This is a genomic window from Ruegeria sp. BHSB058, assembly GCF_059613285.1.
Window position 1 is genome coordinate 1 of record NZ_JBXWSF010000072.1, and the last position, 21,053, is coordinate 21,053.

A 21,053-nucleotide genomic window follows, 5' to 3' on the forward strand; every position below is an offset into this window, starting at 1 on the left:
GACGCGATCAGCTCGATCTCGTCGCGCTGACGGCCAAGCTCCGACGCGATCGAGCCGTAAAGCTCAGGATCACGATCCGCGAGAGATTGGGTGAAAAAATCGTCGGTACGATAGGGGGCATTCATGTCGAAACCTTTCGAATTGTGTTGGTCGTTCCGGTCCGGAACAGCAAAACTGGGGGGCAGGGGCAGAGCAGGTCTGGACCTCGTCACAATCACTTTGCGAAAGCCGTTTGGACCCGTACCTGCCTGTTGCCCAAGATGTTGTCTGTGTCAGATCACCCGGTCACGCGGCGGGCGTCCCTCGAAGAAATCGCTCAGATTGTCCAGAACGCGAAATCCCATGGCTTCGCGCGCTTCTCGGGTGGCGCTTCCCAGATGGGGCAGCATGACCAGATTGTCGCAATGCAACAGGTCCGGGCTGACGTGGGGTTCTCCGTCGAAGACGTCGAGCGCTGCGCCGCCGATAGTGTCAAACATGAGGGCCTGGATCAGGGCATGTTCATCGATGACCTCGCCGCGGGCGGTATTGATCAGGTAGGCGTCAGGCTTCATCAAGTCGAGACGGCGACCGTCGATCAGATGCCGGTTGGCGGCACCTCCGGGGCAGTGCAGCGAGACAAAATCGCATTGCGGCAGCAAGTCGTCGATGGTGTCGACCTGCGTGGCATTGCATTGGTTCAGAATCTCCGACGAGACACGCGACCGGTTCTGTACAAGAATTTTCATGCCAAACCCGTGATGGGCGCGACGGGCCATTTCCTGGCCGATTCGACCGAAACCGATGATGCCCAATGTCTTGCCGCTGACTTTGGTGCCGACAAGATGTGTGGGCCGCCATCCTGTCCATTGGCCCGCGCGCAACTCTCGTTCTCCTTCGCCTGCTCGGCGGGCAACCATGAGCAACAACGTCATCGCGAGATCGGCAGTACATTCTGAAAGCACGTCGGGTGTATTGGTGACGGTCATTCCCAGGTCGCGTGCCGCAGGCTCGCAAATGTGGCTGTACCCAACACCGTAGTTGGCCAGGATCCTGGTTTGCGCCGACGGTACGTCCAGTGCTTCGGCATTCAGTGTATCGGTCACAGTCGGTAGAACCGCATCATACCGTTTGAGCGCTTCGCGAATTTCCGCCGGGGTCAAAGGTTTGTCCCCGGTATTCAGAACTGCGTCATAGCTCTCCATCAGTTGCGCCTCGACGGCGGCGGGCCAACGACGGGTGACAAGGACAGAGGGTTTGACCATCACGCTGCCTTTCCCATGACACGGGCGATGGTTTCGCCAATCACAGCGGGGTTTTCAGCCACGGTCACGCCTGCGGCCGAAAGGATTTCCACCTTTTCCGACGCACTTTCGCCAAAGGCCGAGATGATCGCACCAGCATGGCCCATCGTTCGCCCTTTGGGAGCGGTCAGGCCAGCGACATAGGCCACCACGGGCTTTGTGACGTGATTGCGGATATATTCTGCGGCTTCCGCCTCCTGAGGTCCGCCGATTTCTCCGATCATGGCGATCACCTCGGTGTCCTCGTCCTGCTCGAAGCGTTCCAGGATGTCGCGGAAAGACGAGCCGTTGATCGGGTCGCCGCCAATTCCGACGCTGGTCGAAACACCGATGCCGCGTTCCTTCAACTGCGCGGCCGCTTCATAACCCAGCGTGCCCGAACGTCCGATGATGCCGACAGGGCCAGGCAGATAGATATGGCCCGGCATGATCCCCAGCAGCGCTTTGCCCGGGCTGATCGTACCTGCGCAATTGGGGCCGGTCAGAACCATGCGCCGCTCTTTCGGATAACGGTACATGTAACGCTTGACGCGGATCATGTCCTGCGCCGGAATGCCGTCGGTGATGCACACGCAATAGCGGATACCGGCGTCAGCGGCTTCCATGATCGAATCCGCGGCAAACGGCGGTGGTACAAACACCAGGCTGGCATTGGCGCCGGTTGCTTCGACGGCTTGTTTGACCGTGTCAAAGACCGGAACGCCTTCGACGGTTTCGCCGCCCTTGCCGGGAACAACCCCGCCGACAACGTTGGTGCCATATTCCAGCATGTCCTTGGTGTGGAACCTTGCCATGCGGCCGGTTATGCCCTGAACGATTACGCGGCTTTCGCGATCGAGAAGAATGCTCATTACACGGCCCTCATCTGGGTGTTATGGGTCAGATCGTGCTTCCACGCGCTCACGGCGCGTTCGGCGGCTTCCATCAGAGTTGTTGCACGGATGATGGGCAGGCCCGATTTCGCAAGAATCTTTTGACCTTCCTCGACATTCGTTCCGGCAAGCCGAACTATGACGGGCAGATCGATCTGCAATTCGCGCAGCGCCTGCACGACACCTTCGGCAACCCAGTCACAGCGGTTGATGCCCGCAAAGATATTGACCAGCACCGCCTGAACGTTCTTGTCTGACAGGACAAGACGGAACGCCTTGGCCACCCGTTCGGGCGAAGCACCGCCGCCAATGTCGAGGAAGTTTGCAGGCTCACCACCAGCCAGCTTGATCGTGTCCATCGTGGCCATCGCAAGGCCGGCGCCATTCACGATGCACCCAATATTGCCCTCGAGCCCGACATAGGACAGGCCGCGGTCCGCCGCACGGCTTTCGCGCGGGTCTTCCTGACTTTTATCGCGCAGTTCAGAGATTTGCGGATGACGGAACAGGGCGTTGTCGTCAAAGCTCATCTTGGCATCCAGCGCCAGAACCCGATCGTCGCCGGTGATTACCAGGGGATTGATTTCCACCATGGTCGCGTCCAGCTCACTGAATGCGGCATAACACCCTTGCAATGTACGGACCATTTGCTGAATCAGGCGGGGTTCCAGACCAAGGTTGAAGGCAATCTCCCGGGCCTGGAATTCCTGCAAACCTACTGCCGGTTCCACTGTGGAGCGCACGATACTTTCGGGTTTTTCCGCCGAAATCTCCTCGATCTCCATGCCACCTTCAGAGGATGCAACAATCATGATCCGCTGGCTGGAGCGATCAAGCACGAAACCAAGATAAATCTCGCGATCGATCGGCACCGCGCTTTCCACATAGACGCGATAGATGCCCTTGCCCTCGGGGCCGGTCTGATGGGTTACCAGCTTTCGACCGAACAGGTCATCGCATGCTTCGTAGATCTCGCCTTCGCTATTGCAAAGCTTGACGCCGCCCGCCTTGCCGCGACCGCCGGCATGGACCTGTGCTTTGACGATCCATTTGTCGCCGCCCAATTCGCGGGCGCGATAAGCGGCCTGCTCCGGGCTGTAGGCCAACGCTCCCGAAGGAACTTCGACCCCGAAATTCGAAAGAATTTCTTTCGCCTGATACTCATGAATGTCCATTTGGAGTTCTCTCTTTTCTGCAGCGCAATTCAGGCGGCGATCGAAGTGCCGTAACGGCTCTCGAGCAAAGCCTCGACGACGTCGTTGTCCACCTGACCTCCGAGCTCCCGCAGGGCTTCGGCAAACAGACGCACGATCCGGCTGACGGCTTGGCGGTTCAATTGGTTGAGAATACCGATCCGCACCTGTACTGGCGCGCTCAGTGTCGGCCATATGCCAAAGCCGCGCGCGCGGCAGTTCTGGACCAGTTCCATTTCACGGCCGGCCAGTTCCGGCGGCAGGTTGAGTACGACGAGGCTGGGCATGTCCGATGTGACTTCGCATCCCATCGCAGTTACGGCATCGCGCAGAACGTTTTCGTGGGTCCGGTACGCATTTGACCGCTTTGCCAGTCCTTCCTGCAGGGTGAGGCGCAGTGATTCATGAAAGGCAGCGACGGCATAGCCTGAATGGGTCCGGTGATAGGTGCCCTTTTCGACATCCCGACCATCGACAATTCCCCAATGGCGCGCCTCGAAAATCGGGTTGTGCACATAGGTGTAAGCGCCGGTGCTTTTCAGCGAGTCGATGTAGGCAGCGGTAAAGCTGACGGGCGCATAGGTCAGCGGCAGGCAACACAAACCTTTTTGTGGGCACGAGGCCCACCCGGCGACACCGGGAAAATCGTCGATCCGGAAATTCTCGACCCCAAGCGACGAGACGGCATCGATCAGCCCCATGACGCCATGGCGTTCGCACGCATCCGAGAACCCGCGCAGATCGTTGATACGGCCTGAACCGGTTTCCCAATGCGCCATGAAGGCCCACTTCGGCTTGTGCTCGCCCAAAGCGGCCTCGATTGTTTCGGCGGTGACCGGCTGGCCGTGCGGTACATCAATGACGATTACGCTGGCAGCTTTCGGATCGAGTGGATCGGCGGCGTGTTCCTGCGGTGTTGCTGCCTTGATCCGGAGTGTCAGCGAGTCGATGCCCGAAAAGGTTCCGTTCGAGAAAGCGACAACCTTGTCACCTGGCATGACGGCCGAGAACATGGTGTCCAGCCCGCTCCAGCCGGTGCCGGCCACAGCAAAGGTATACGCGTTTCTGGTGCCCCAGATCTCGCGCAGCATGTGCTTGCATTCGACCATTCCACGCAGAACGTCTGCTTGCATGTGATCGGCCACTCCGGCGCCGGAGAATGCCTGCAACACGCGGGCATCCGTGTTGCCCGGCCCGGGGCCAGCCGCCAACGTCTCGGGGATTTCGAGCTGGGGGAAAATCTGAAACGTCATTGACGGCCTCCACTTCATCAGGGGCAATTGCTGGCCCCGTGTCTTTCGCTGACGTGTAGAAAAGCGATACTTGCTTTGGTCCGCAACGTAACTTACTACTGCTACGGGGCTTCCAAATAGATGGGGAAAAACCTACCCAAACTGGTAAGGATACCGATGCATACAAAGAAACCTACTGCCAAAACGGGTAGGTTTTGAAAATTTTAGGTGGAATTACAATGACTGGAACTCAGCGTTCTCCAATTGCCGTCATGCTCGCTGACAACAATCCGCTGGTGTTATCGGCGATGTCCGAGATCTTCGAACGCGATCCCCGATTCTCTTTGGTCGCAACATCGGCAACTGCCGAGGGCTTCCTGGGCGCGGTGATGCGGGTGCCGGTAAAGGTCTGCATCGTCGCTTGGGATTTGCCGGTTCTGGGCGCCGCGAAACTCATAGAAGTGCTGCGAGAGCAGGAAAACGCGCCGCGTTTTGTCATCTACGGGGATGAAGTTGGTGATGTGCCGCGTCTGGCGATGCAGGCGGGTGCCGCGGGTTTTGCGGCGCGCTCTGGCGAAGTCGAAGGGTTATTGGAAACCTGCGTCGATGTTGCGGCGGGCAAGATGGTTTTTCCCTTCATCGATGTCCGCAAGATGCAACGAAACCCGTTAGACAGCCTGTCACGAAAGGAAAGGGCCATTCTTGAGGCCCTTGCCAAAGGCATGTCCAATCGCGACCTGTCCAAGGACCTGCAGATTTCCACGAATACGGTGAAATTTCACCTGTCGAACATTTATGAAAAACTGTCGGTTAAGAACCGGGCGCAGGCTATCGCCTACTACTATTCTTCAAAATTCGCAGACATCAAACAGTAGGGGATTCAAAGCCACTGCATCCATCAAGTGCCAACACCAGAAAGGCCGCCATGGCGCTAAGGATCGCTGAAAAAAAGGCGACCGTTTGGCCGCCTAAGTTCAGTCCAGGAGGGTAATTCTAGTGCACATGAGGTACGACAAGTGTCGGGATTCTGGATCGTCGAAGCACCCGTTTGACGACGGTACCGATAAATGTGTGACCCGTTCCATGTTCATGCGTTCCCATGACGATCAGCCCGCAATCAAGGTCCTTGGCTCTTTGCAGGATCGCTTCCGCCGGGTGACCATCGACCAGTTCAACTGACGCAACCTTTTCGTAGGCCTGCTTTTCTTCCTTGCTCAGCGAACTGACAAAGGCCTTCTGGTTGGCCTTCAGCATGTCCTTTATGGACGCGTGCCGTTCCCTGATCGCATGCTTTCGCGATGCATCATCCTGGATGAACATCCGCAGCGTCATGATTGCGTCCTGAGTCAACGGTTCGGTCACATGCAGAACGTGAACTCTTGCATCATGCGTCTGCGCCAAAGCAATGGCGTGGCGCAAAGCATTGTCTGCGTTTGCCGACAGGTCGGTCGCGAACAGGATGTCTTTTATCTGAGGTAACATTGTTCAGTTCCTTTCATCTGCCGCTCAGTATCCGAACGCCCGAGGCAACCAAAGCGAGATTTCAGGGAAAAACGCGATGATGAAGATTGCCACAGTGTTGATGAAGGCAAACGGCAGCGCAGCCACTGATATCCGCTCGATGGAAATGTTGGATATCCCCGACGCGATGAACAGGTTTTCTCCCAATGGTGGCGTCTGAAAGCCGATACCCAGGGTACAGACCATGACAACTCCGAAGTGGATCGGATCGATGCCAACGCTGTAGGCAACCGGCAGCATGACCGGTACAAGGATCAGGATCGTGGCCAACGTTTCCATGAACATTCCGACGAACAGCAGGAACAGGATCACGAGGGTCCAGATCACATAGATATTGTCGGTGACCGACAGCATCCCCTGCGCGATGATGGCCGGAATTTGATTTTCGACCAGCAACCGCCCAAAGACCGTCGCCGTGAACATGATCAACAACACACGGCCTGTCAGCCAGGTTGTCGTTTCAAGTGACGTGAAAAGCTTGTGCCACGACAATTCCCGATAGATGAACGTACCCACCACCAGAGTGTAAAAGATCGCGACGATTGCGGCTTCTGTCGGGGTGAAGAAACCCGAATAGATACCGCCAAGGATCACGACAGGTGCCATCAACGCCCAGAAACCACGGTACATTTCACACCAGATGTGGCGCGCGGACCAGCCTTCGGTGGTTCCCTTGTAACCGTTTTTCTTGGCCAGGATGTAGTTCATGATTAACAGGCTGCCGGCGATCAGAAAGGCGGGGAAGAATCCTGCGATGAACAGTTTCGGGATGGAAACCGTCTGGAATGTACCATGTTCGGCCACGGCCTCCGGCGGCGCGGGCATGCCAAGGGCGGCAATGCCGAAGATGATCAGCGGAATCGATGGTGGAATGACGATACCAAGACCCCCGGATGACGCGGTGATCGCAGACGCGTAATCCCGGTCATACTTGCGGTCGATCATGGCCGGGATCATCAGCATACCGACCGCAGCGGTCGTTGCCGGGCCAGAACCCGAGATTGCGCCGAAGAACAGGCAGGCAAACACCGTTGCGGCAGACATGCCACCGGTGAACGGACCGGCAAAGCTTTCGGCCACGGATATCAACCGCCGGGACAGGCCTGATGCCTCCATCAAGGCTCCGGCCAGAATAAAGGCGGGCAAGGCCATCAACGGGAAAGACCCGACAGAGGTGAACGCGATCTGCACGAATTTGATCGGATTCTCATCGAGGATGAGAAACGTGATCATCGTCGAAACGCCAAGCGCCACCGTGATCGGCGCGCCAATGAACAAAAGCAGCAGGAAGCCGCCAAACAGGATATAAACGATTTCCACGCCCATCACTTGTCCTCCTCGCTTGCAGCGTGCGCTGCGTCGCCGCCGAATTCCGCGCGTACTTCTTCCAGATCGATTGCATCGGGATCGCGAAGGTCCTCATCCAGGACGATCTTTTTGTAGTTCACCTGGATGATGCGGATTGTCATCAGGGTGAACGCGATCGGCAGAACGATATATACCCAGCTCAGGTGGAACCCGAGGGTCTGTGAGGACTGGAACTTGTTCATCCGGTTGAAGATGAAATCCAGCGCCAGATAGACGAAATAGACATTGAAGCAGATCCAGAACAGATCGGCGAATGCCTCGATGAACTTGATTGCGCGAGGCGGAAGGAACTTGAACTGAAAGGTCACCCGGTTGTGGGCGCCCATCTTGGCCGCATAGCTGGCTCCGAAGAACACGAACCACACGAACATATAAACCGAAAGCTCTTCCACCCAGGAGAATGAGAAGTTGAACAACGTTCTCACCACGACCTGAAGGAACAGCAGACACACGAACACTGCCAGCAGGAACCGGCAAAGATAACTTTCGATATTGTCTAAAACACCCCAGAAGTTTTTCATGGGCCCCTCGCTGTCAGTGCGGCATGCGCCGGTTCAGCGCATGCCGTTTGTTATTGTTGAGCGATATTATTCCGAGACGGGGTCGCGACCGATCGCGGCCAGCACCGCGTTCAGCTTTTCGACGCCGCCGATGCTTTCATAGAACTTCGGCCAAACGGCAGCGGTCGCCAGGTCGATGAATTCCTGCTCGTTGTTTTCCGGATCATCGATCTGCATGCCCTTGTCGAGCAGGATCTGCTTGATCTCGGCTTCCTTGTCGCGCAGGAACTGCGCCGATGCCGCGGTTGCCGCTTTACCAGCCTCAAGGATGATTTCCTGATCTTCGGCCGACAGATCCTGGAAGACCTGCTCGGAAATGATCAGCGGTTCAATCGAGAAGATGTAGCGGATGTTCGTGACGTACTTTTGCACCTCGTAGAACTTCATCGCGTTGATGGTGGTGTAGGGGTTGTCCTGACCATCCACAACCTTGGTCTGGAGACCTGCAAAAGTTTCCGACCATGCCATCGGCGTCGGGCTGATGCCCCAGGCTTTGTAGGTGTCGATCATGATCTCGTTCTTGGGGACGCGAATGACCAGGCCTTCGAGGTCGGCAACCGACTTGACCGGCTTTTTCGAATTGGTCAGCCGGCGGAAGCCGGTATAGGTCCAGGCAATGATGCGCACGCCTGCGTCATTGATGGTGTTTTCGGTCAGCTCCTGACCGATTGGGCCCTGGGTCAGCGTTTCGGCGTCTTCCAGGCTGAGAATGACGTAAGGCAGCGTGAACACGCCCACAGAGGGCGAAAACGGTGTCACGTTGTTGATCGCCAACAGCGACATGTCCAGCGTGCCGATCGCAGCCTCGTTCACGGTGTCCTGTTCCGAGCCCAGCTGGCCGTTCAGAAACAGTGTTGCGGTATGATTGCCGCCGGACAATTCCTCAAGTTTCGCCTTGAATGCCAGGCCCGTGGCTTCCTGGCTTGATCCGCCGCTGTCGCCCACCGCGATTTTGAAGTTTTTGGCCTGAGCGGGGGCCGTAAGAGCAAAAGCCGCAACTGATGCAGCAATCGCAAACGATGACAGGTTTTTGATGAGTGTCATAAAGTCTCCTCCGGAGTTGGACTTTTTGTCTTGCTGGATCAGGCGACAGACACAGCAATGCCGCGCGCCGAAATCCAATGGAAAACATATAATTTGCAATTACCGTTCAGGTAATACAAAGTAATCGAAGCAAAGTTTGATAAACAGGAAACCTTTTATCTCGCGAAAATCGATCATATCGCGCGTGGCGAACGTAGACATCCGGCTGTTGGAGGTTTTTCGCACGGTCGTTGCATGCGGTGGGTTCACCGCGGCCGAGTTCGAGCTGAACATCGGCCGCTCGACCATCAGCAAGCATATTTCCGATCTGGAAACGCGTCTGAACCTCAAGCTTTGCCACAGGGGGCCGGCAGGTTTTTCCCTGACATCCGACGGGCAGCATGTTCTGGACGCTGCCGAAGACCTGTTCGCTGCGATCGACAAGTTTCAAGAACAGATCGACGAAGCGCACACTGCTCTGACCGGAAAGCTCAAGATCGCGATCTTCGATCACTCCTCGACGAACCCGGGCGCAAACGTCTTTGGGGCCATTCGCTTGTTCAGAAGCAGGGCGCCGGGTGTGACGCTCGATATATCCATGGAACCCCCTAACATCATCGAAGAGGGTGTGATCAACGGGCGCTTCAATCTGGGAATCGTTCCTTTGCACCGGCAATCGCCGATGCTCAACTATGCGAACCTCTATCAGGAAGACATGCGTCTTTATTGTGGAAAGGGGCACGAGCTGTTTGACGATCCGCGCGAAGAGTTCGAACTGAAATCGTTAAGAGCATTTTCGTTTGCCGGGTTGAGCTTCAACTCACCGAACATGTCGGTGCACCAGAAACTCAAGTTGAGAAAATCCGCATTCGTCCAAAATGAAGAAGCGCTTGCCCTTCTTGTTCTGTCAGGACGCTATCTCGGGTTTCTGCCAACCCACACGGCCTATCCATTCATCGAGGCCGGGCTGGCGCGCGAGATCCCGTGCAAGGGAACCCGTTTCGTCTCGCAGATGTCCGCGATCGTCCGGCGCAGCGCATCCAAGGGTCGTCGTCTCAATGCGTTCCTCGAAAGCCTCCTTAGCGCGCATGCAGATGATATGTTTGCCAAGCAATGATGGCTTTCACCCGGAATTGATCCGCTCTGGTTTTCTTGTCAGCCGTCGGGTTCTGGATATGCCAATGTCTTTGGAAATGGCTTCCAGGCGATAGTCGTGCATTGTGAAATCCTGGGGTTCATCCGGCTCTGCCTGTCGCAGAAATGCCCTATGGCAACCAGCAAGTGAATGCTGGCTGCCTCTTTCTACACGCCCATGGCAACCCAACGACTGGCCTTGGCGTGTTGGATCAGATCAAACCTCGAACCGGTACTCGTCAGGCTGCCATGCGTATGCCGAACCCGAGCGAAGAACACGGCCAAAGCTTGGGAAAGGCAAGTGGGCCGAAGCGACCAAAACGCCCTCGCCGGCTGCCATGTCCAGAAGTGAGGCGCGGGTCGCCTTGCCCGTTGCCCCATCGACATCAAAGGCAAGACCCGCTTCGGGATGCTGAAACTGAACCGAGGCCACACCACAGGCATCGCCCCAGATCAACAGGTCTTCTCCAGCCGAGGACAACCGGTATCCGGTATGACCCGGCGTGTGCCCGACCAAAGGCACCGCGGTAATGCCAGGTATGACTTCGGGGGAACCGGTGAACAGTTTGATCCGGCCATCATAAGCTGCCTTCACGCCCTTTGCCGCGTCGAACCAGGGCTTGGCAAAGTCCGGTGCGGCTGATTGTTCGCTGCTTGACGTCCAATAGTCGAACTCTGTTCCGCAGATATGGATTTCGGCATTCGGAAACACCGCAGCGCCGTTGGACAGCATTGAACCTATGTGGTCAGGATGCATGTGCGTGATAAGGATCGTATCTATTTGATCCGGAGTGTATCCAGCCGCCGCCAGCGTTGTCAGAAACTGCCCGGCCGTTGGGCCGAAATAGTCTGCAGACCCGGTGTCCACCAATGTCAGGCGATCTCCCTGATTGATGAGGTATGAGGTGACACCAATTCGGATCGCTCCCGATGCCGGCAAACCCGCAGCGGCGGCCAGGTCTTCGACTGTTGCCTGTTCGATGTTGGTCCAAAACCCGTGGGCAACGTCGATGTAGCCATCCAGCAATGCGGTGACCTGGGCGTCCCCCACTTTTCTGCGGTAAAATCCCGGTGCTTGACCGGATGCCTTTGGCGCCTTGGCCGCGACCATGCCCGGCATGGTCGCGGCAGTCGCGGCGACCGCCGCAGTTCCCAGAACCATTCTTCGCGTGACGTTTACCATATCGGTTTTCCTTTCTATTCAACTGCCCTGCGCGCCAGCAGCGGGTCCGTCAGCAACCTGGCCGGTCCACAGGGTTTCCGATTTCGAGTGAATCTTGTTGTTGCATCACATGTGAGAGACGATATTATGATAAGAACCAATGATAAAGTACGCACCTTCTGGTTCCTGTCGAAAGGTCACAAATGCTTGATATCAGACCCGACCCATATATCGCGCTGTGCCCGTCCCGGAAAATCATCGCGGTGATTGGCGATAAGTGGTCGCTGCTTGTCATTCCGTTGCTTATCGACGGGCCAAAACGGAATTCGGAACTCATGCGAGAGATCGAGGGCCTGTCTCAGAAGATGCTGACGCAGACACTCAAACGGCTGGAGAAATACAATCTGGTCGCGCGCCACGATTACGGAGAAGTGCCACCTCGCGTGGACTATCGTTTGACACCGCTTGGGCATTCGCTGGCCAGTGTGGTCAGAACGCTTGATAACTGGGTCATCGCAAACTTCGATGACCTGACCACCCTGTGATGACAAGATCAGGTGTGGATCTCGCTCACCCGTGCCACGGTTGAACGCGCGAAACAGCAGCCCTTCGGTCCGGATCGAGAAGCTTCAACAAGACTGTTGCAGCACGCCATGCACCCATTGTGCAATGTCAAGCAAACGGTCGTCATGTCCGCGCGAGGCGATCAGTTGTATGCCCAACGGCAAGCCTTGCGGATCGGTCCCGAACGGCAGCGCAACCGAGGGCACCTGCAACAACGCCCACATGCGCGAGAACAGCGGATCGCCGGTCGCCGCCAGACCCTTGGGCGCGGGACCGGGCGCCGAAGGAACCAACATCGCGTCCACATCCATAAACAACTGATCAAAAATCGCATTTGCCCGATCCCGCAGGTCCAGCGCTGCGTGGTACTGCGCTTCGTCGACCCGGTGTCCCGCCTCGATCAGGGCGTGGAATTGCGGGCTTATTCCCGGCTCGCCGATCTCGTATTCCCGCGCCCGCTGCCGGGCGGTCTCATAGCCCATGACAACGATATGCGCCCAGACCAGACCTTCAAAAACAGCGGGATGAGCAATCTCACCCGTTTCCGCACCGGTCCCGGCGATGGCGGCCAACGCCCTTGTGCAGACGTCGCGCATTTCGATCGATCCGTCCTGCCAATGTGGTCCACGCATCAGGCTGATCCTTGGCAAACCTTCATCGAAAGCCGGAACCGGAGGCAGCTCGGCACCTCGAAGAACGCTGTCGGCCAGCACCAGATCGCGAGGATCGCGTGAAAGAACTCCAAGCGTATCCAGGCTGTGCGACAGACCCATCACACCGCGCAGATCGAACCGCCCCGCCGTCGGCTTGAATCCGCAGACACCGCAATAGGTCGCGGGCCGGATCAGCGAGGCCGCCGTTTGCGAACCGAAGGCCACCGGCGCCATGAAATCGGCAACCGCCGCGGCCGAACCCGACGAAGACCCGCCGGGCGTATGCGCCGGGTTGGCGGGATTTGCTGTCTTGCCGGGGCGAAAATAGGCGAACTCGGTGGTCACCGTCTTGCCGAGCGGGATCGCCCCGGCCTCCAGAAACGCGTCAACACAGGCGGCGTTCTGCTCGGGGCGGCGGTCGGCGTACAGATCGCTGCCCCATCCGGTCGGCATGTCCCTTGTGTCAATGATGTCCTTGATGGCAAAGGGCACGCCATGAAGCGGCCCGCCGACGGGGAGAGTGTCGGCGGCGAGTGCCCGCTCCATGGCGCGCTCCGCATCGAGGCTTTGGAATGCCCCGATCACGGGTTCCCGCGAACCGATCCGGTCCAGGTGCGCCGCCATAACCTCTGACGGTTTGACCTCGCCATCGCGGATCATGGCGGCAAGCTCATAGGCGCGGTACCGGTTCAGTTCGCTCATGCGTCCAGCGCTTTCAGGGCGGCGGCAAAGGGGTCGACCGGCATGTCATAAATGCCACCTCCCAGACGCCCCGCTTCGCCCAGCCGATCAAGGATGCCAAGCCCGATCACCGGCCCCGCCCCCTGTGCGACCGCACCGCGCGCGGTGGTGCCCAGCCGCAGATCAAGCGCGCTGAAATAGGGATGTGCGCCAACCGACAGCCCGGATGTGCGGGCCGCCGCGTTTGCAGGCAGGAAGGCTTGCAAGCCTTTCTTCTGCCCGGGGCTCAATTCAATGGCCATCGCGCCCAGGCCAAAGGCCTCGACCACGGCGCTGTCGCCGATCGCTCCCAGGGCGCGATCCTCGGGCAAATCGACATCGAACCGGCCCTTGGGTGGGGTGGCCGGAACCGTAAACCATTGCCCCGGCAACCCCGATATCTGAATACCCACGTCGCGCCCGTTGCCGCCCGCGGCCGTGACAAAGCTCGATCCCTCGATTCCTTCGGCCAGTTTCATCATGATCTTGGTCGCCGCCATCCACAGGTTCAGGAACAGCGATGGCGAACCGGCCATGAACTCCAGGGAATCTTCGTCTGCAATGCCGTTCGGTGTGCGGTCCTTCAGCTCGGCCACCAGCGCAGCGGTGGCAACCGGGGTTCGCCCGTGGCAGTCGTCTCCACCCATCAGCCCGATCACGGCCAGCGGCACCAGCGCGATGCCTTCGGCCAGTCCGTTTTCCAGAACCTCCAGAAACCGTGTGTTGAGCCAGCGGATATGCGCCAGCACCGCCTCGGACCGCAGTCCCAACCGCATGGCCGGGCGCGACCCGGCGTTGATCGGCGTGAACACTCGTTGCTGTCCGCGCCAGGCGTCATAGATGGTGTGCAGCGGCATATGCGCCGAAACCACCGCCGCCAGCGGGGTGACGACATCATGGTCCTGCGCCGGTTCCAGCACAATCTCGCCCGCCAGGATCATCGCCTCCGCCTGATCGAAATCCCGCGCCAACCCTTCCCAAACGGAGGCGACGCAGGCCGAGTTCAGAATCGGCGCGGCGATCTGATCGGGGCTGGCAAAGGCCGGGCCGGCATGCAGCAGCACGTTGTCCGGCAATTTGACCGCATCGGCAGCGGTGTTGAACCGGTTCCAGACCGGCTGGGTCACCATCGCCTTGTCGAATGCAAGCTGATCGGCAGGATGCAGCATCACGCCCCCTCCGGAGGAATGATCCATGTTTCCGAGAAATACAGGAACGCGGTGGTCGTTTCGTACCCGGCCTGAACCCGTGTGCCCAGCTTGCCGGGCAGCGCGCGGCCATTGACGATGATCTGCGCCGAATGGGCGGGCACCAGCAGCGAGAACATATTCTGCTCGCCCGAGGCCACCTCATGCGGCGACAGTTCAAGCGCGCGCGGCGGTTCAAACCCTTCCCAGACAAGCTCCACCACCAGGTTTTCTCCGGCAATTGTCTCGGTATAGCGGTGGCCCATCGGATCGCCCGAACTGCGCACCACCTGCGCGCCGATCTCGGGCAGGGTGGCAAAGGCGGGCGCGTTTGCAAAGGCCGCCAGCTTGCTGATGAAGTTTTTCTTCAGGAACGCGGTCAGCTCTGGATTGTCGCTGAGGATGACATTGGGCGCATCGGCCGCCCCCTCGACCTGATCCGGCGTGCCATAAAGCAACAGCACCTGTCCCTGACCGACCGGTGACCACGCCACCCGGAAAAACAGCGCCATGGCGCTGAAATTGCCGTCGTCGTCTTTCAGCAGGATGCCCGGATTTTCACCGGTCCAGTCAACCACGCCCGGAGTAATCGGTTCGTTCAGCGGCATCGGATGTCCTCCTTTGGCGTGACCCAGGTTTCGGAAAAGGCGAGGAACGCGGTCGACATGGTGCGGCCAAAGAACTGACGGCTGGCCACCTGACCGGGCAGGGGAGTGCCGTTGATCCGGACCTCGGCTGCCCGCGCCTCCAAAAACACCGAATACATCTCATGCGCCTTGGTGGCCGAGTTCTCCTTGGTGACTTCGACCGGCAGCGGCGGCCCCATGTCGCGCCAGATCATCTCCAGCGTGACGCCAGACCCGCGCAGGGTTTCGGAATACCTGCCTTTCAGATCGCCGGGGCGCTTTTCGACGCTGTCACAATCCAGCCAGCTCATGGCATCCAGCCCGGCCTTGCCGACAAAGGTCGGCATTCTTGTCACCCAGCCATCGACGATCCAGCGCATCATGCGCTGATTGTCGGTCATGATCAGGTTCGGTGCATGGGGCCAGCCGCGCGCCTCGTCCGGGGCGCCCAGAACGATGGCCGCATGGCCCCGCCCATAGGGCGACAGAACCACCCGAAAGAACAGCGCCAGCGTATCATAGTGATCCTGATCCGGGTTCTGCTTGAGATAGATACCGGGGTTTTCCCCCGACCAGTCGACCCGGCCGGGATTGTGCGGGATACGTGTGCTCATGCCCAGCCCGCCTCATAGTCCCTCAGCGCGTTTTCGATGAAATCCCGGCGCGCTTTGCCTTGCAGATGGTCGCCGGATTTCAGGATCTCGGCCACCTTGAAACTAACCTCCTTTTGCAGCGCGCCGTCGTCGCGGCCCTCCTGCAGCGGAATTTTCAGCACCGTATCGCCGGCATAGGTCGGGATCACCGCGTCGAAATTGTCGGTGGGTTGCGGCGGCCTCTCGCCCTTTTGCAGCGCCCGGATGGCGTTGCGCACCATGCGCCGCGCCTTGGCCACGCCGCGGTCGGTAAAGCTGAGGTTCTCGCGCGCATGCACGTTGATCGGCCCCTGGCTGACCCAGGCGTCATAATCGCCCGGATCGCGCTGGCGCATCTCATAGGGCCGGTCCGGCCCCTGACCATAGAAATCGGTCTTGCCGTAACCCACCTCGTCACGGTTGGTCATGCCGCGCGGATCGTCGTTGAACCGGTCCTCGCGGAAATGCCGCCAGGCGATGACCATGGTGTTGGTGTCGTCAATCGGCGTGATCCAGCGGGTCAGCCCGCCACGCCCGAAATAGCGCGACCGGTCGGGGATCGGAAAATGCCCGCCATTCTGGGTAAAGCTGGGCAGCATGTGATCATGCACCCGCACCCAGATGAAATCGCCGTCGCGCCGCACATTGGTATAGAAATCGCCGGTCTGGCTGTCGTGGAACTCGATCATCGGCATATGGGCGAACGCCTCGTGAAACTGCACGCGGGCGGCCTTGGTATGCAGGTAAACGACGTGGAACGGATCCCAGGCGTTTTCCATCACCTGCAGCCAGTTGCAGGGCGACTTGATCAGATAGGGCACCAGCTCGTCCCCCTCGTCGTCAAAGGTGTCCATGACGGGGAAAGGCGGGCGCTCGGCGCTTGGCCCCATATAAAGAAACGCCAGCCCCTTGTATTCGATCACCGGATAGGCCCCCAGACAGGCCTTTTTCCTGACCTGAGAGGCGGGCGGTTCACAGGGCGTTTCCAGAACCGTGCCATCCAGCCCGTATTTCCACCCATGATAGGAACAGCGGATGCCGCCCTCTTCGACAATCCCGAATTCCAGGCTCATGTTGCGGTGACAGCAATGCAGATGGGTACAGCCCAGCCGACCCTCTTTCTTCTCCCGAAACAGCACCAGATCCTCGCCCAGAATGCGGATGCGATAAGGCAAATCGCCGATCTGGTCGGTCATCGCCACCGGCATCCAGAACCGGCGCAGGTATTCACCGCATGGCGTGCCGGGGCCGACCTCGGTCAGCTCCGGGTCATGCGCCTGACCCCAGACCGATTGCTGATCGTGACCGCGAAAATTGCCCTCGGGCGCCTGAAAAAGATCGATCATGGGGTCCTCCGTTACTTCGTTCGGTCCGTTTTGGGTCAGGGGAACGGGTCTGGTACCGGCGCGTTGCCGGTCCAGACCGACTTGACCTGCAGGAAATCCTTGATTGCCTCCGGGCCCAGCTCGCGCCCATACCCGGACAGCTTCATTCCGCCGATGGGGCTGGACGGATCGACGCTGCGGTAATGGTTGACGTAAACGGTGCCCGCTTCGATGGATGCCGCCACCCGCGCGGCCCGGTCTGAGTCCGAGGTCCAGACCCCGCCCGCCAGGCCATAATCGCTGTCATTGGCCAGCGCGATGGCCTCTGCTTCGCTTTCGAATGTGGTCACAGCCAGAACCGGCCCGAACACCTCGTCGCGCCACAGCTGCATATGCGGCGCGACATCGGCGAAAATCGTGGGTCCGACATAAAATCCCTCCCGCCCCCGCGCCGTTGCCAATCCGTCCAGCAGGCACGTGGCGCCGTCATCCTTCGCCTGCACGATCATCGAGCGCACCTTGCGCAGGTGCGGCTCGTTGGCCAGCGGCGCGACCTGCGTACCCGGGTCCATCGGGTCGCCCATCCGCAGCGCCTGCGCGCGCTTTAGCAAGCGGTCAACAAACCGCTTGGCAATCGGGGCTTCGACAATCAGCCGCGATCCGGCGACACAGGTCTGACCATTGGACAGAAAGATGCCGGACAGAACCCCGTTCACCGCGTTTTCGATATCGGCATCGGCGAAAACCACCTGGGCCGACTTGCCGCCCAGCTCCAGCGTTGTGGGTACAACCCCGGCCGACGCCGCTTCGGCCACCTTGCGGCCGCCCAGATCCGAACCGGTAAACGTGACTTTTCGTGTCAACGGATGGCGCACAAGCGCCTCACCCACCTCGTGCCCAAGACCGGTCACCACGTTCAGCACACCGCCTGGCAGCCCTGCTTCGTGTGCCATACGGGCAAATTCAAGTGTCGAGGCCGAAGCCATCTCTGACGGTTTGACCACTACGGTATTGCCCGCCGCCAACGCCGGGGCCAGCTTCCACGCAAGGATCATCAACGGTGAATTCCAGGGGGTGATGGCGACCACCACGCCATAAGGCAGGTGATAGCCGGTGCTCTCGACCCCCGCGACCGCGTTATTCTGACGCTCCGGTCCCAAGTTGCGCGCCTCAGCGGCGAAATGGCGATACCAGCTGTGCAGCCCGGCGAATTGCGCGCGCACTTCGGTGATGCGTTTGCCATTGTCGCGGATTTCCGGCTCGACCAGCTCTTCCCAGCGGGCCTCCAGCACATCAGCCAGTTGCTCCAGCATTCGCGCCCTGTCCCCGGTATCCGCCCCGGCCCAGTGCCCGGTTCGAAAGGCCCGGTCCGCCGCCCGCACGGCAAGGTCGGCCTCGACCGCGCGGCATCTGGCAACCCGGCTCCAGACCTGACCGGTTGCGGGGTCGGTACTGTCCAGTACCGGCCCCGACCAGTCGAGCGAGCGGCCATCTATGAACGGAGCGTATATGCGCATTCAGCCTCCCCCGGTTGCGGGCAGGTCTTGCGCCACCAGCGCCAGCATTTCACCCCGGCGCACCATCCCCCGGTTGCCATGCGCCAGAACAAAGCCAGCTTCGGGAAAGGGCAGTGGTATGGGGTCTCGCGCAGGTTCCAGCGGGAATCGCAGGGTTCCGGCCAGTTGACCTGCCTCAACCGTTTCGCCCGCGCTCACAAGGCGATCGAACAGCCCGTCCGACGGGGCAAAGACCGAATGCAGCGGAGAGGCGATATGAACATGACGGGGCAGGGGCGGTTCGCGCAGTTTCCCCGGCAGCAGGCCCAGATGGATCAGGCAGTTGCGCAAACCGGCTTCGGTCTGGTCGGTGATATGCGGATCGGCGCCGCCGCCGCCACCCAGTTCCGCCGCGATCATCGGTACACCGGCGCGCGCCGCCGCCGCGTTGACCGAGCGGTCGTCATTGTGCTCGCCCAGCACCCATACCAAGGGCAGGCCGAAGCACTGCGCCAACTTCCGGCTACGCTCCGTCAATTCCGGGTCTTGATACGGTCCGGCCAGCGTGCAGGTGGCAAAGACAGACGCCTTGCCGCCCGAATGCAGATCGATCACCGCGTCGCACCGGGGTATCAGAACCCGCTCGATGAAATCCGCGATCATCTCGGTCGGGCCGCCATCCCGGTCGCCGGGAAAGGCACGGTTCAGATTGCCGCCATCCAAAGGCGAAACCCGCGTCGACGCGGCCAGGGCAGGGGCGTTCAGCGCTGGAATCAGCAGAACCTGACCATTCAACTGCACCGCATCCAGCACCTCCGCCAGTCGCATGATTGCGGCCGGCCCTTCGAACTCGTCCCCGTGGGTGCCGCCAACGATCAGAACTGTTGGTCCCGTGCCGCCTTTGAAGCTCAAGATCGGGATCGGATGATACCCCAGAGGGTTGGTGTTGTCCGACCAGCGCAGCATCAGATCGCCGGTCTGAAAACCCGGCTTATCCAGGTCGATGGTCGATTTCAGCCTGCTGTCCAAATCGTGCAAACGCATTCCAGATACATCCGATAACGATAACCTGCATTCTTCTAACATAATTTTTTTGCAAGTGAATTGCAAAAATGCTGTAATCATGTGATGCAAGAAAATCTTGAAACGGAGACCTCGATGACTGTTGCCCGCGCCAAGGCCGGAATTGAGAGAATCAAGGCGCACATGATCGGTGCTCCATCCGAACCTGCACCGCCCGCGTCGATACTTCTGAATTCGAACGAAAGCGTGTTCGGAGCCAGCCCGCATGCGCATGCCGCAGCGCGCGCCGCAGTCACCGGGATCGAGCGTTATCTGGAAGATCCGGACCATGTCCTGGCCCCTGCAATCGCCGCGCATTTCGGCCTGGACCCGGCGCGGATCGCCATCGGTCAGGGTTCGGATGATCTGTTGGCACGGCTGGCGCGCGCGTATCTGGGGCCGGGAACCGAACTGATCCGCAGCGCCAACGGCTATCTCAAGGTGCCGAATTACGCGCATGCCAACGATGCCGAGGTGATCTCGGTGCCGGACGACCATTTCAAGCCGTCGGTTGATGCGATGATCGCAGCGATCACCGACCGGACCCGCATCGTCTATGTTGCCAACCCGGAAAACCCCGCCGGCACCTACCTGAGCGGGGCAGAGCTGCGGCGGCTGCATGCGGCGGTGCCCGACACCTGCCTGCTGGTCATCGACAGCGCCTACGAAGAATACGTGGACGCCCCCGATTTCGAACCCGCGCACAAGCTGGTGGAAGGGGCCGGAAACGTGGTCATGTGCCGGACTTTTTCCAAGATCTTCGGGCTCGCGGGTGCGCGGGTCGGGTGGATCTACGCCCCCGATGACGTGATCGACTCGGTGCGCCGCATCGCATTGACTTTCCCGGTCGCCTCGCCCTCGGTCGCCGCAGCGGTCGCCGCGCTCGAGGATCGGGCGCACACGGAATTCGTCCGCACTGCCAACCGACGCGGGCGCGACTGGCTGACAGCCGAGTTGACTGACCTCGGCCTGCCGGTGGTGCCAAGCCAGGCCAATTTCATCCTGACACAGTTTCCCGATCCGGGCCGGTCCGCCGCAGCCTGTGACCGGTTCCTGCGGCAGCGGGGCATCGCCATTCGCCGTTTCGCCTCGCCCGCCTATCGGGACTACATTCGCATCAGCATTGGCCACGCGCACGAGATCGAGGCCGCGCGCGATGCCATCGCGCTGTTTCTGAGTGGTGCGGACTGATGGGGTCCGGCGTCGCCATCACTCCCGATGCGCCCCCGGTCGCCTATCCTTCGGGCGCCCAGATCATTGCCAGGCTCAAGGTGTCCGGCGTGCGCGAAATCGTGGCCCTGCCGGATATCGTCACCAGCGACGGCCTGCTCTGGCCGATCTCGCGCGACCCCGATTTCCGCCTCACCCGCATCTGCAAGGAGGACGAGGGCGTCAGCATCTGTGGCGCCATGTCCTATAACGGCACCCGCGCCCTGCTGA

General features: G+C 59.7%; 20 protein-coding genes and 1 pseudogene. 5 read left to right on the forward strand and 16 right to left on the reverse strand.

All coding sequences use genetic code 11. The features are described 5' to 3' along the window. Window positions 1–272 precede the first annotated feature (272 nt). From AC2FNB_RS16070 to AC2FNB_RS16085, 4 genes are read right to left on the reverse strand one after another with little or no spacing between them, the layout of a single operon-like run. Window positions 273–1,244, reverse strand: coding sequence for a 2-hydroxyacid dehydrogenase (locus AC2FNB_RS16070; protein WP_496747909.1), 972 nt, complete (start codon window positions 1,242–1,244; stop codon window positions 273–275). Further along, window positions 1,244–2,134, reverse strand: coding sequence for a succinate--CoA ligase subunit alpha (sucD, locus tag AC2FNB_RS16075; RefSeq protein ID WP_480751829.1), 891 nt, complete (start codon window positions 2,132–2,134; stop codon window positions 1,244–1,246). The genes AC2FNB_RS16070 and sucD overlap by 1 nt, the downstream gene beginning before the upstream one ends. Beyond that, on the reverse strand, window positions 2,134–3,330 hold the full coding sequence (locus tag AC2FNB_RS16080) for a malate--CoA ligase subunit beta (protein ID WP_496747879.1): 1,197 nt from the start codon (window positions 3,328–3,330) through the stop codon (window positions 2,134–2,136). The genes sucD and AC2FNB_RS16080 overlap by 1 nt, the downstream gene beginning before the upstream one ends. A gap of 29 nt (window positions 3,331–3,359) precedes the next feature. After that, entirely contained in the window at window positions 3,360–4,601 is a 1,242-nt protein-coding gene (locus AC2FNB_RS16085; RefSeq protein WP_496747880.1) for a pyridoxal-phosphate-dependent aminotransferase family protein, read from the reverse strand. Window positions 4,602–4,819: 218 nt separating this feature from the next. Between AC2FNB_RS16085 and AC2FNB_RS16090 the strand changes: the two genes are divergently transcribed. Further along, entirely contained in the window at window positions 4,820–5,455 is a 636-nt protein-coding gene (locus AC2FNB_RS16090) for a response regulator transcription factor (protein WP_496747882.1), read from the forward strand. Window positions 5,456–5,573: 118 nt separating this feature from the next. On the opposite strand, the gene AC2FNB_RS16095 is transcribed toward AC2FNB_RS16090, so the two are convergent. The 4 genes from AC2FNB_RS16095 to AC2FNB_RS16110 form a co-directional block, all read right to left on the reverse strand. Beyond that, window positions 5,574–6,062: a universal stress protein gene (locus AC2FNB_RS16095; protein WP_480751835.1), complete on the reverse strand. Its 489-nt coding sequence runs from the start codon at window positions 6,060–6,062 to the stop codon at window positions 5,574–5,576. Window positions 6,063–6,086: 24 nt separating this feature from the next. Then, window positions 6,087–7,427 carry a TRAP transporter large permease gene (locus tag AC2FNB_RS16100; protein WP_496747886.1) on the reverse strand — a complete coding sequence of 447 codons (1,341 nt, stop codon included), beginning with the start codon at window positions 7,425–7,427 and terminating at the stop codon, window positions 6,087–6,089. Further along, entirely contained in the window at window positions 7,427–7,990 is a 564-nt protein-coding gene (locus AC2FNB_RS16105; protein ID WP_480751839.1) for a TRAP transporter small permease, read from the reverse strand. Before AC2FNB_RS16105 ends, AC2FNB_RS16100 begins: the two co-directional genes overlap by 1 nt. A gap of 66 nt (window positions 7,991–8,056) precedes the next feature. Beyond that, complete coding sequence (locus AC2FNB_RS16110) at window positions 8,057–9,073, reverse strand: TRAP transporter substrate-binding protein (RefSeq protein WP_480751841.1); 1,017 nt, start codon at window positions 9,071–9,073, stop codon at window positions 8,057–8,059. A gap of 184 nt (window positions 9,074–9,257) precedes the next feature. Here AC2FNB_RS16110 and AC2FNB_RS16115 point away from each other — a divergent pair, with 184 nt between their 5' ends. Then, window positions 9,258–10,169 carry a LysR family transcriptional regulator gene (locus AC2FNB_RS16115; RefSeq protein WP_480751843.1) on the forward strand — a complete coding sequence of 304 codons (912 nt, stop codon included), beginning with the start codon at window positions 9,258–9,260 and terminating at the stop codon, window positions 10,167–10,169. 234 nt (window positions 10,170–10,403) lie between these two features. Here AC2FNB_RS16115 and AC2FNB_RS16120 read toward each other — a convergent pair whose 3' ends face one another. Further along, window positions 10,404–11,369: an MBL fold metallo-hydrolase gene (locus tag AC2FNB_RS16120; protein ID WP_480751845.1), complete on the reverse strand. Its 966-nt coding sequence runs from the start codon at window positions 11,367–11,369 to the stop codon at window positions 10,404–10,406. Window positions 11,370–11,551: 182 nt separating this feature from the next. Here AC2FNB_RS16120 and AC2FNB_RS16125 point away from each other — a divergent pair, with 182 nt between their 5' ends. Continuing rightward, window positions 11,552–11,893 (forward strand): winged helix-turn-helix transcriptional regulator, encoded by a 342-nt coding sequence (locus AC2FNB_RS16125; RefSeq protein WP_496747896.1) that lies wholly within the window; start codon window positions 11,552–11,554, stop codon window positions 11,891–11,893. Window positions 11,894–11,977: 84 nt separating this feature from the next. Here AC2FNB_RS16125 and AC2FNB_RS16130 read toward each other — a convergent pair whose 3' ends face one another. From AC2FNB_RS16130 to AC2FNB_RS16160, 7 genes are read right to left on the reverse strand one after another with little or no spacing between them, the layout of a single operon-like run. Next, window positions 11,978–13,267: an amidase gene (locus AC2FNB_RS16130; RefSeq protein WP_496747897.1), complete on the reverse strand. Its 1,290-nt coding sequence runs from the start codon at window positions 13,265–13,267 to the stop codon at window positions 11,978–11,980. Then, window positions 13,264–14,454: a YlbE family protein gene (locus AC2FNB_RS16135; protein WP_496747900.1), complete on the reverse strand. Its 1,191-nt coding sequence runs from the start codon at window positions 14,452–14,454 to the stop codon at window positions 13,264–13,266. The genes AC2FNB_RS16130 and AC2FNB_RS16135 overlap by 4 nt, the downstream gene beginning before the upstream one ends. Beyond that, the gene (locus AC2FNB_RS16140; protein WP_496747901.1) at window positions 14,454–15,080 is read right to left on the reverse strand and encodes a hypothetical protein; all 627 of its coding nucleotides are present in this window, start codon (window positions 15,078–15,080) and stop codon (window positions 14,454–14,456) included. The genes AC2FNB_RS16135 and AC2FNB_RS16140 overlap by 1 nt, the downstream gene beginning before the upstream one ends. Next, window positions 15,071–15,712, reverse strand: a complete 642-nt coding sequence (locus AC2FNB_RS16145; RefSeq protein ID WP_496747903.1) for a hypothetical protein — start codon at window positions 15,710–15,712, stop codon at window positions 15,071–15,073. The genes AC2FNB_RS16140 and AC2FNB_RS16145 overlap by 10 nt, the downstream gene beginning before the upstream one ends. Further along, window positions 15,709–17,076 (reverse strand): Rieske 2Fe-2S domain-containing protein, encoded by a 1,368-nt coding sequence (locus tag AC2FNB_RS16150; RefSeq protein WP_496747904.1) that lies wholly within the window; start codon window positions 17,074–17,076, stop codon window positions 15,709–15,711. Before AC2FNB_RS16150 ends, AC2FNB_RS16145 begins: the two co-directional genes overlap by 4 nt. Window positions 17,077–17,111: 35 nt before the next feature. Continuing rightward, a complete protein-coding gene (locus AC2FNB_RS16155; RefSeq protein WP_496747905.1) occupies window positions 17,112–18,572 on the reverse strand; it encodes an aldehyde dehydrogenase in 1,461 nt (486 codons plus the stop codon). Then, complete coding sequence (locus AC2FNB_RS16160) at window positions 18,573–19,595, reverse strand: succinylglutamate desuccinylase/aspartoacylase family protein (RefSeq protein WP_496747907.1); 1,023 nt, start codon at window positions 19,593–19,595, stop codon at window positions 18,573–18,575. A gap of 114 nt (window positions 19,596–19,709) precedes the next feature. On the opposite strand from AC2FNB_RS16160, the gene AC2FNB_RS16165 reads away from it, so the two are divergent. Together AC2FNB_RS16165 and AC2FNB_RS16170 are read left to right on the forward strand one after the other, a co-directional pair. Then, complete coding sequence (locus AC2FNB_RS16165) at window positions 19,710–20,804, forward strand: pyridoxal phosphate-dependent aminotransferase (RefSeq protein WP_496747908.1); 1,095 nt, start codon at window positions 19,710–19,712, stop codon at window positions 20,802–20,804. After that, window positions 20,804–21,053: pseudogene (locus tag AC2FNB_RS16170) on the forward strand (decarboxylase); the annotation flags it as partial. The gene AC2FNB_RS16165 and the pseudogene AC2FNB_RS16170, both read left to right, overlap by 1 nt.

Bases quoted from the DNA above. Each gene is read 5' to 3' on its own strand.
- AC2FNB_RS16095 (WP_480751835.1), bottom strand. From the start codon at position 6,062: ATGTTACCTCAGATAAAAGACATCCTGTTCGCGACCGACCTGTCGGCA.
- AC2FNB_RS16155 (WP_496747905.1), bottom strand. From the start codon at position 18,572: ATGCGCATATACGCTCCGTTCATAGATGGCCGCTCGCTCGACTGGTCG.
- AC2FNB_RS16130 (WP_496747897.1), bottom strand. From the start codon at position 13,267: ATGAGCGAACTGAACCGGTACCGCGCCTATGAGCTTGCCGCCATGATC.
- AC2FNB_RS16090 (WP_496747882.1), top strand. From the start codon at position 4,820: ATGACTGGAACTCAGCGTTCTCCAATTGCCGTCATGCTCGCTGACAAC.
- AC2FNB_RS16110 (WP_480751841.1), bottom strand. From the start codon at position 9,073: ATGACACTCATCAAAAACCTGTCATCGTTTGCGATTGCTGCATCAGTT.
- AC2FNB_RS16100 (WP_496747886.1), bottom strand. From the start codon at position 7,427: ATGGGCGTGGAAATCGTTTATATCCTGTTTGGCGGCTTCCTGCTGCTT.
- AC2FNB_RS16160 (WP_496747907.1), bottom strand. From the start codon at position 19,595: ATGCGTTTGCACGATTTGGACAGCAGGCTGAAATCGACCATCGACCTG.
- AC2FNB_RS16105 (WP_480751839.1), bottom strand. From the start codon at position 7,990: ATGAAAAACTTCTGGGGTGTTTTAGACAATATCGAAAGTTATCTTTGC.
- AC2FNB_RS16120 (WP_480751845.1), bottom strand. From the start codon at position 11,369: ATGGTAAACGTCACGCGAAGAATGGTTCTGGGAACTGCGGCGGTCGCC.
- AC2FNB_RS16165 (WP_496747908.1), top strand. From the start codon at position 19,710: ATGACTGTTGCCCGCGCCAAGGCCGGAATTGAGAGAATCAAGGCGCAC.
- AC2FNB_RS16140 (WP_496747901.1), bottom strand. From the start codon at position 15,080: ATGCCGCTGAACGAACCGATTACTCCGGGCGTGGTTGACTGGACCGGT.
- sucD (WP_480751829.1), bottom strand. From the start codon at position 2,134: ATGAGCATTCTTCTCGATCGCGAAAGCCGCGTAATCGTTCAGGGCATA.
- AC2FNB_RS16085 (WP_496747880.1), bottom strand. From the start codon at position 4,601: ATGACGTTTCAGATTTTCCCCCAGCTCGAAATCCCCGAGACGTTGGCG.
- AC2FNB_RS16070 (WP_496747909.1), bottom strand. From the start codon at position 1,244: ATGGTCAAACCCTCTGTCCTTGTCACCCGTCGTTGGCCCGCCGCCGTC.
- AC2FNB_RS16135 (WP_496747900.1), bottom strand. From the start codon at position 14,454: ATGCTGCATCCTGCCGATCAGCTTGCATTCGACAAGGCGATGGTGACC.
- AC2FNB_RS16080 (WP_496747879.1), bottom strand. From the start codon at position 3,330: ATGGACATTCATGAGTATCAGGCGAAAGAAATTCTTTCGAATTTCGGG.
- AC2FNB_RS16145 (WP_496747903.1), bottom strand. From the start codon at position 15,712: ATGAGCACACGTATCCCGCACAATCCCGGCCGGGTCGACTGGTCGGGG.
- AC2FNB_RS16150 (WP_496747904.1), bottom strand. From the start codon at position 17,076: ATGATCGATCTTTTTCAGGCGCCCGAGGGCAATTTTCGCGGTCACGAT.
- AC2FNB_RS16125 (WP_496747896.1), top strand. From the start codon at position 11,552: ATGCTTGATATCAGACCCGACCCATATATCGCGCTGTGCCCGTCCCGG.